At 44.5% G+C, this 9,334-nt stretch carries 9 protein-coding genes; 5 read left to right on the forward strand and 4 right to left on the reverse strand.

Annotated elements, in window-relative coordinates; all coding sequences use genetic code 11:
- The 5 genes from IH879_13750 to IH879_13770 form a co-directional block, all read left to right on the forward strand.
- Window positions 1–622 (forward strand): hypothetical protein (locus IH879_13750; protein MCH7675999.1); only part of this gene is annotated, 622 nt, incomplete at its 5' end.
- 18 nt (window positions 623–640) lie between these two features.
- Window positions 641–1,354 (forward strand): PIG-L family deacetylase, encoded by a 714-nt coding sequence (locus IH879_13755; GenBank protein MCH7676000.1) that lies wholly within the window; start codon window positions 641–643, stop codon window positions 1,352–1,354.
- Between the two features lie 97 nt (window positions 1,355–1,451).
- Window positions 1,452–2,315, forward strand: coding sequence for an SDR family oxidoreductase (locus IH879_13760; protein ID MCH7676001.1), 864 nt, complete (start codon window positions 1,452–1,454; stop codon window positions 2,313–2,315).
- A 9-nt stretch (window positions 2,316–2,324) separates the two neighbouring features.
- Complete coding sequence (locus IH879_13765; GenBank protein ID MCH7676002.1) at window positions 2,325–3,029, forward strand: SDR family oxidoreductase; 705 nt, start codon at window positions 2,325–2,327, stop codon at window positions 3,027–3,029.
- A 146-nt stretch (window positions 3,030–3,175) separates the two neighbouring features.
- Window positions 3,176–6,214, forward strand: a complete 3,039-nt coding sequence (locus IH879_13770; GenBank protein MCH7676003.1) for an aminotransferase class III-fold pyridoxal phosphate-dependent enzyme — start codon at window positions 3,176–3,178, stop codon at window positions 6,212–6,214.
- A 47-nt stretch (window positions 6,215–6,261) separates the two neighbouring features.
- Here the strand turns inward: IH879_13770 and rnr are convergent, their stop codons facing one another.
- The 4 genes from rnr to IH879_13790 all read right to left on the reverse strand — a co-directional run bounded on the left by rnr (window position 6,262) and on the right by IH879_13790 (window position 9,264).
- Window positions 6,262–8,376 (reverse strand): ribonuclease R, encoded by a 2,115-nt coding sequence (rnr, locus tag IH879_13775; GenBank protein MCH7676004.1) that lies wholly within the window; start codon window positions 8,374–8,376, stop codon window positions 6,262–6,264.
- A gap of 102 nt (window positions 8,377–8,478) precedes the next feature.
- On the reverse strand, window positions 8,479–8,685 hold the full coding sequence (locus tag IH879_13780) for a type II toxin-antitoxin system RelE/ParE family toxin (protein MCH7676005.1): 207 nt from the start codon (window positions 8,683–8,685) through the stop codon (window positions 8,479–8,481).
- Complete coding sequence (locus tag IH879_13785; protein MCH7676006.1) at window positions 8,673–8,909, reverse strand: addiction module protein; 237 nt, start codon at window positions 8,907–8,909, stop codon at window positions 8,673–8,675. The genes IH879_13780 and IH879_13785 overlap by 13 nt, the downstream gene beginning before the upstream one ends.
- Before the next feature lie 217 nt (window positions 8,910–9,126).
- Window positions 9,127–9,264: a hypothetical protein gene (locus IH879_13790; GenBank protein ID MCH7676007.1), complete on the reverse strand. Its 138-nt coding sequence runs from the start codon at window positions 9,262–9,264 to the stop codon at window positions 9,127–9,129.
- Window positions 9,265–9,334 lie beyond the last annotated feature (70 nt).

Below are 9,334 nucleotides of genomic sequence, written 5' to 3' on the forward strand. Positions count from 1 at the left end.
TATTTTACATTATGCAAAATTCGCGCAAAAAAACGGGATTGAGGCGCTTTGTATCGGTACCGAGCTGCACCAAACCGCTGTCAAAAGAGAAAAAGAATGGCGAGAAATTATTTCCGAAATCCGCCAGGTCTACGATGGCAAGTTAACTTACGCGGCTAACTGGTACAGAGAATTCGAAGAAATAAAATTCTGGAATGAGCTGGATTTTATCGGCATTCAAGCTTACTTTCCCCTTGCGAAAAAAGAGAATCCCACATTAGAAGAGCTAAAAAGCGGTTGGCTTTCGCATATGGAAGCGATAGAAGAAGTTAGCAAGAAATATAACATACCGGTTGTGTTTACTGAGATTGGTTATAGAAGCGACGCAAACGCAGCCATCAGGCCCTGGGAATGGCCGGCTCGCCGCTCTCGTGAAATGGCCAGTGGCCAGGATTTGCAAACTCAGGCCAATTGTTATGAGGCGTTTTTTCAAGTTTTTTGGGGGAAAGAGTGGGTTGCCGGCGCCTATTTCTGGAAATGGTTTCCCAAACGCAGAAATAGTGACCATCACGATAAAAGATTTACCCCGCAGGGAAAGCCCGCCGAGCAGGTTATGGCGAAATGGTACAGCTTATCCCAATAATCAACAAGCGAAAGCAAATTGAGGATTCTTTATATCTACCCGCACCCTGATGACGAGTCCTTCGGACCTGCTCATGTCATGTCAAAGCAGCTCCGCCAGGGGCATGAAGTTTTTCTCCTAACCCTCACGCGTGGTGGGGCGACCCGGCAGCGATTCAAATACAATCATACAGTTGAAGAAATGGGAGGCGTCCGGTTTGCAGAGATGCAGCGGGTAAATGAGGTTCTGGGCTTAAGCGGCATGACCGTTCTCGATTTGCCTGACAGCGGCTTAAAGGAAATGGATCCGCGGGAGATCGAAAAAGTGGTTGTTGACGAAGTCGAAAGAATTAAACCTGAAGTACTGGTGTCTTATGCGGTGCACGGCATCAGCGGTTTCCATGATCATCTGGTAACCCACGCCATTGTGAAGCGGGTTTTTGTTGAATTGAGAGAAAGCAAAAGTTATCTTAAACGGCTTGCATTTGTAACCGTGTCTGAAATAGAATCCCAAAAAAGCAAACATTTCCCGCTGAGTTTTTCGACTCCTGACGAGATTGATTGCGTGGTTGAAGTAGATGAAGAGGATATCAAAAAATCTCACCTTGCTCTTGATTGTTACGTCACATTTCAGGAGACCATAGAAAAATCCGGCATCAAAGGGTTTATTGGCCGTGAAGCGTCTTTTGAACTCTATCAGGAAAATTTCGATCCGCCATTAGGTGATTTATTTGAACGGCTCCCTTCGGATTAACGATTCAGCCATACTCCGGGGATTTTTAACAAAAAAAGATGGGGATCGTTTCAAGTTAACATTTTTTCGGTTTAGTTAAAATAGAGGGAGAAAAAAAATGAGTGCGAAAATTTTGGTCACGGGCGGCACGGGCACAACTGGTTCTCACCTGGTTAACTTATTGCATGAACAGAAAGCCGATTTCAAAGCGCTGGTTAGAAGTGAAGAAAAGGCCAGACCGTTGCAGGAAAAAGGCGTTGCCACCACGATTGGAGATTTTGCAAGTACATCGTCGATCGACCAGGCCTTAGAGGGTGTCGAAAAAGTTTTTCTATTGTCTGCTGCCGGACCGGATCAGGTCGAGCACCAGGGTAATTTTGTGCAATCGTGTCAAAAGGCCGCGGTCAAGTATATCGTCAAAGTTTCTGCAATCGGAACAGCCGCAGATTCCCCCGTAGCTCTGGCGCGCTGGCATGCGCAAACCGAGGAAGAAATCCGCAAGTCCGGCCTGAACTATACTTTTTTACACCCCCATGCGTTTATGCAAAACCAGTTTGCGAATATTGAGACAATCAAATCACAAGGTGCTATCTATGCGCCGATGGCCGATGCAAAATTTGCAACCGTCGATGCTCGCGATATCGCTTCAGTTGCAACCAGGCTACTCTCCGAAGATGGTCACGAAGGCAAAACTTACCTGCTCACGGGCCCTGAAGCGATTTCCATGTCTGATATTGCCGGAACATTAGAAAGGTTACTTGGAAAAGAAGTAAATTACCTGCCAGTTTCATTTGAAGATGCCAGAAAGGCCATGTTGGGGATGGGCATGCCCGAGTGGTTGGCAGACGACCTCACCGAACTTAACAAAATATTTGCGGCGGGACACGGTGCCGAGGTCAGCAATGACATTGAAACGGTTACCGGTAAAAAGGCGACACCATTTGAGCAGTTTGCAAAAGATCATATTGATTTTTTTAAATAACAGAAATTAATGGTTCACGAAAGAATTGCCCTTATCACAGGCGCAAACCGAGGTATCGGGTTTGAAATTTGCAAACAGCTCGCTCAAAAAAAAATTAAAGTCATTTTAACCGCACGTGACGAAGCGAAAGGAAAGGCCGCTGTTCAGAAACTGGTGAAAGAAGGGTTGGATGCTGTGTTCTATCAGCTGAATGTTAGCGATGCTACCAGCGTCAAAAATCTCGCTGATCGGATTCAGAAAGAACTTGGCAGACTGGACATCCTGATTAATAACGCGGGTATTTTTATCGACCCGGGTAAGCTTGCCCAGAATGTGGAGCTGGATATCGTCAGAAAAACCCTGGAGATTAATTTGCTTGGACCCTTAAGCTTGTGTCAGACTTTTATCCCACTGATGAAAAAGCATCATTACGGCAGAATCGTCAACCTTTCAAGCGGTATGGGCGCTTTTAACGAAATGGCTGGCGGGAATGCAAGTTACCGAATTTCAAAGACTGCGCTCAATTCAATGACGGCTATTTTAGCAAGTGAATTAACAGGGTCCAATATTCTGGTGAATACTATGTGCCCGGGCTGGGTTCGAACAGACATGGGCGGCAAAAATGCGACACGTTCGGTCGAGCGAGGTGCCGATACCGCGATTTGGCTGGCCACACTTCCTGATAACGGGCCAAGTGGAAAATTCTTTCGCGATAGAAAGGAAATTCCCTGGTAGTTATTTGACGGCCATCTTAAAGATGACTGTCAAATTGAATTTCTCGTTGCTTAACCTTCCCAGAACTTTTAATTTATTTGAAAACAGGTTTTAAATTGCTTATTTTTAAATGAGTCTTAATAGTCTAATCCGTAAATTCTATTTCTATGGCCAACCCTAATTTTTCCGAGCGAGATGCCGTCAAAATTGTTCGAGAGAAGTTTGATCTTGTTGCAACTGTCAGTCAACTTCCAAGCGAGCTCGATCAAAATTTCCTTGTAAAAGAAAAAACAGGTAGGAAGTTCGTTCTCAAAATCGGGAACGCCGAGGAGCAGAAGGAGACGCTTGATTTCCAAAACAAAGTTATGGAATTTCTTGCGAAAAACAACCCGCCGATAGTTTGCCCACAAATCGTTCCATCTATTTCAGGCGAGAAAATAACGACAGTATCCGGGGCAGATGGATTTCCCCACTATGTTAGACTAGTAGCTTATATTCCGGGTCAGCGACTGGTTGATATTAAGAGACATTCACCCGAACTCTTGAGCAGTATCGGGAGGTATTTAGGCAACTTGGACAAAGCGCTTACTGAATTTTCACACCCGGCTATGAACCGGAAGCTAATTTGGGATATAAAGCATGCTATTGAGACGGTAAGCAGTCAACTTGGAGATATCGAGAATTCAAAGCAACGAAAGCTCGTTGAGGGGTTCCTTCAAGAGTTTGAGCAAAAGGTGGTTCCGATATTGCCCGACCTTCGCACCAGCGTGATTTATAACGACGCCAATGATTATAACGTATTGGTTGATGGGCGGCTGAACCAAAAGATGGTTGGAACTATCGATTTTGGTGACATAGTACACACTTACACCGTGGCAGAAATTGCCATTGCTGGCGCTTATACAATGCTTGATAAAAAAAATCCGATTTTTACAGCGGCTCAGACTGTCAAAGGTTATCACGAAGCATTCCCCCTGACTGAACCCGAGCTGAAAATTTTGTTCTATTTGATTTGCATGCGTTTGTGCACCAGCGTGGCTATTTCCGCAAGCCGGAAAAAAGTTGCTGCGGACAACCAATATCTGACAGTGAGTGAAAAACCTGCCTGGCACTTGCTCGAATATCTGGCGACGGTGAATCCACAGTTCGCGCATTACACTTTTCGAAACGCCTGCAAATTGTCTCCTTGCCCAAAATCCGCGAAAGTTGTAAAATGGCTTAAGGGTCATGAGAGCAAGATCGGACCGGTCTGCAATTATGATTTAAAAACTGAGTCCATTTTAGTTTTTGATTTAAGCGTCGGAAGTCTCGACATTCAAAATCCAAAGCAAATCGAAAACGTAAATGATTTCACCAAGTTACTTTTTAGCAAGATGGAAGCAGAAAAGGCTAAGGTGGGCATCGGCAGGTACAATGAAGCTCGCTTACTTTACACCGGCGAACAATTCAAATCCGAGGATAGCGATTCGAATGAACAGCGCACGATTCATTTGGGCATCGATCTTTTTATGGAAGCCGGCGAACCAATCTTAGCACCTTCAGACGGCATAATCCACAGTTTTGCAAACAATAAGAAGTCTCTCGATTACGGGCCGACGATTATTTTACAGCATCAGATACCGGAAACGAAAGAGACCTTTTTTACGTTGTACGGACACCTCAGTTTAGATTCGCTTGATGGCCTCTATGAAGGCATGTCGATTAAAAAGGGCGAACAAATTGGCAAACTTGGAGCGTCGGAAATCAATGGCGGTTGGCCGCCGCATTTACATTTTCAAATTATCAGCGACATGCTTGATAAGAAAGGCGATTTCCCGGGGGTCGCTGCGCCAGGTCAGCGGGAGATTTGGTTGAGCATCTGTCCCGATCCCAACCTTATATTGGGGATTCCTGAAGACAACTTTCCTCAGGCTGATGTAAGCAAAGATGAAATCCTGCAAACAAGAAAACTAAATTTCAGCAAGACGCTGAGTATCTCTTATCAAAAGCCGCTCAAAATTGTCCGTGGGTGGATGCAGTATCTTTACGATGACGAAGGACGCAGATACCTGGATGCAGTCAATAATGTTCCCCATGTCGGTCACTCACATCCGCGGGTGGTCAAAGCCGCACAGGAGCAAATGGCGGTCCTGAACACCAATACCCGCTATCTTCACGATAATTTAGTTAGATACGCGCAGCGGCTTTGTGAAAAACTGCCCGAGCCGCTCAGTGTTTGTTTCTTCGTTAACTCCGGCAGCGAAGCGAATGACCTCGCTTTGCGCTTGGCAAAAGCTCACACAAAAGCTACTGAAATAATTGTTGTCGACGGCGCTTATCACGGCAATCTTACTTCACTAGTTGATATTAGTCCATATAAATTTGATGGCCGCGGCGGTTCCGGCGCACCCGCTCATGTGCACAAGGTCATCATGCCGGATGTTTACCGGGGACCTTACAAAGCAAATGATTCCAATGCCGGTAAAAAATATGCACAATACGTCCTGGAAGAGATTGAGAAAATTCAAAAGGAAAACAAAAATGTAGCCGCATTCATTTGCGAATCTCTCCTGGGCTGCGGCGGCCAAATTGTTCTTCCTGAGAATTATCTGAAAGATGCATATCGGCACGTTAGAGACGCTGGCGGCGTCTGCATTGCCGATGAAGTGCAAGTTGGATTTGGCAGAGTCGGCAGTCACTTCTGGGGTTTTGAAACGCAGGAAGTTGTTCCGGATATTGTTACACTAGGAAAGCCGATTGGCAACGGCCACCCGTTGGCAGCGGTGGTAACGACGCCGGAAATCGCTGCCTCTTTTGAAACCGGTATGGAATATTTCAATACTTTTGGCGGTAACCCGGTTTCCTGCGCCGTTGGACTGGCCGTTTTGGATGTCATTGAAGAAGAAAAGCTGCAGGACAACGCACTTAGAGTTGGCACTTATTTGAAAAAAAGTCTTGAGAAACTAAACGAGAAGCATGCTTTAATCGGGGATGTCCGTGGCCTTGGGCTTTTTCTCGGTATTGAGTTTGTCCGCGATCGTGAGAATCTGGAACCGGCTGCTGAAGAGGCTTCGTACATTATTGAAAGGATGAAAGAATGCGGCATTCTGCTCAGCACAGATGGGCCGCTGCACAACGTGATTAAGATTAAACCGCCGATTTGCTTTAATGAAGATGATGCTGATTTGCTGATGAGAACGCTTGATGAGGTTTTAGATGAGATTTAACATGTGCTTCATTCGATCTTGCAAGCCTCTTTTATTTCCTTAAAACATCAAACCACCAAAACAAAATCCACAATCCGTTCGTCTTTATCCACCCGCACGACTTGAACTTTTACCGGGTCACCTAATCTGTAGGTTTTTTCAGTGTGCTGGCCAACCAGTTGGTGATTCTTTTCATCGTGGAAATAGTAGTCGTCTTCGAGGTCGGAAATATGCACCAGCCCTTCCACTAAAATGTCGTTGATTTCAACAAAAATGCCAAATGCCACGGCGCCGGAAATGATGCCTTCGAACTCATCGCCAAGATGCCGCTGCATGTACTCGACTTTTTTAAGTTTTATCGATTCGCGCTCTGCTTTGAGAGCTACCAGTTCGCGTTCGGAAGAGATTCTGGCGATATTTTCCAGTTTGGTTTTCTTAGCCATCACAAGCTGAAAATCAAAAGGCTTTTGATATTCCCTTAAAAGACGGTGCACTGCGAGGTCCGGGTAACGGCGAATCGGCGAAGTGAAATGAGTGTAGTACTTAAATGCCAGACCAAAATGACCGAGGTTGTCTGCTGAGTACTTTGCTTTCATCAGTGAGCGCAGCATTAAGTTTTCCACAATATTTTCCTCGGGTTTTCCGCGCAGGCTTTCTAAAAATTTGCCGAGGAGTTTGCCGGTTACTTTCTTGTTTGGGTCGATAGGATATCCCAGGGCTTTGACAAACTTCTTGAAATCATCCATCTTATCCTGAGCCGGCTCCTCGTGATTACGGTAAATAAAAGGCGGAACCCTCTCCCCTGTTCCCATTTTGACAGCAACATGCTCGGTGACCGTCTGATTAGCTAAAAGCATAAATTCTTCCACCAGTCGATGGCTGTCCTGGCGCTCGCGTTTTTTAATTGCAATTGGCACGCCTTTTTTATCCAACTCAACTTTGACTTCCGGCAAGTCGAAATTCAGGCTGCCCAGGTTCTCCCGCCGCTTAATCAACTTCTGACTCAAATTGTGCATCAATTGAATTTCTTTTTTAAAAGGACCTTTGGATTTACCGGTTATAATCGCCTGAACTTCCTCATAAGTGAATCGCTTTTTACTGTGAATGATAGATTCAGCGATTTTGTGCTTCAAAACTTCGCCTTTTGGAGTTACTTCCATCATACAGGTAAAGGTCAGCCGGTCTACTTCGGGACGTAAACTGCAAACTTCATTACTGAGTTTTTCCGGCAGCATCGGGATCACTCGATCCACTAAATAAATCGAAGTTCCACGGCGCAACGCTTCTTTATCTAATAGACTTTTTTCTTTTACATAATAGCTAACATCCGCGATATGGACCCCGAGCTCGAAGTTACCATTTTTGAGAGGCTTAATTGAAATGGCGTCATCAAAATCTTTGGCGTCCTGGGGATCGATGGTAAAGCAAACTTCTTTCCTTAAATCGAGACGTCTTTGCACCTCCTCATTCGGGATGGTTTCTGAGATGGTATTCGCTTCTTCTTCAACTTTTCGGGAAAATCTGGTGGGCAGGTCAAGGGATTTTACAACTGAAATAACATCGACCCCCGGCTCATCCGGAAATCCCAAAACCTCAACGATTTTTCCTTCGGGGTTGAGGCGTTCATCTTCCCAGTCGGTTATTTTAACCACGACTTTTTGTCCGGATTTTGCCTTTAAATTATCGGAATCATGAACAAAAATATCGCGGGTAATTTTCAGCTCGTCCGGAATGACAAATCCGAATTTTTTGCTCTTTTTATAAGTTCCCACGATACTTTGACGCCCGCGTTCCTTGATTTCAACGACCCGGCCTTCCCGGCTTCTGCCTTGAGATTTAGCAAAAAGCTGAGCGCGCACGGTGTCGCCATTCAAGGCGATGCCCATATTTTTTTGACTGATGAAAACGTCTTCTTCGCCTTCCCCGGTTATTAAAAAACCGTACCCCTGGGTTTTCACATGCAGCTCGCCTTCCAAAACAGTTGCCCGTTTCATGGTGCCAAAATTATTGCCCTTATATTTGGCAATTTTACCTTCGGCGGCCATCTGTTTTAAACCATCGCGGAATTGTATGTAATCCGATTTTGGAATGCCGACTTTGCGAGCGAGCTCTTTGGGCTTAAAAGTTCTGGCGGGATTTTGAGCGAGAAGGGTGGTTGCTCTTTTGAGGGTGGTTTTATTCAAATTATTTTTATAGTGACGATTCTCGAGTTTTCCAGTAACCAGGTTTTCGCTGAAGATGAGTTACTGCTATAATAAAAATTAGTTCAGAATCAATTCGATAAATCAAACCATAAGGAAAATGGTTAACAAGTAACGTCTATATTCTTCTTCATAAACCGGCCAGGCCATCGGAAATATTTTTATCTTTGCTATGGCCTCTTCTATATCGTCAAGAAATCTCTCACCAAGTCCTTCAACTCTATTTTCATAATACCGAGAAGCTGCTTTTAGTTCATGATCAGCTTCATCGTGAAATTCTACTCTGTGCATCTGAGTTGATCGCGAGCTTCTCTTAGAACTTGATCCACAGGTTTTAAAACTGCTTTACCAGATCTTATCTCTCTGTCCCTTTTCCGAATTTCCTGAAGCCAAGCCGACCTGATATCTTCGTCCTCTTTTTCATCCAAACTTTGAATAAGTATTTCTGCTAATTCGGCTCGTTCTTCTGTTGGTAAAGACAGCGTTTCAGAGGTTATTTTTTCAAACTGTGTCATTTAAATTTTCTCCCTGAAATCAAAATTTTGAACTTGGATGGAATTTAGTGAATATTGCGTTCAAATCAAATGAAAAAATTTAATCAGTACGCGTCTCCCAACCACCCTTGGTAAAATGCCGGTAAATCACAAACCCGGAAAGGGCAGCAATACCAAGATGAAGCATTCCAATCAAAGCTTCACTAAAAACAATTTTTCCGATACCAAAAAGAAATGCCTAAACCAGAACGATCCCGGCAAACCAGGCTACAATATCTCCCCAGCCCAATTTTGCGAGCCAGTTCTTTGGGTTTGAAAGTACGCGTGGGATTTTGAGCAAGCAGCTCTTGTACTGCATTATGATATTTTTTTTCATTTCAATGTTAGTAACTGACAAGTAATTTTCTGCCATACGAGATAAATTTGTCCCCGAATGTTTTTATCGG

It is taken from the genome of candidate division KSB1 bacterium, assembly GCA_022562085.1.
In the GTDB taxonomy this organism is placed as follows: domain Bacteria; phylum Zhuqueibacterota; class Zhuqueibacteria; order Oceanimicrobiales; family Oceanimicrobiaceae; genus Oceanimicrobium.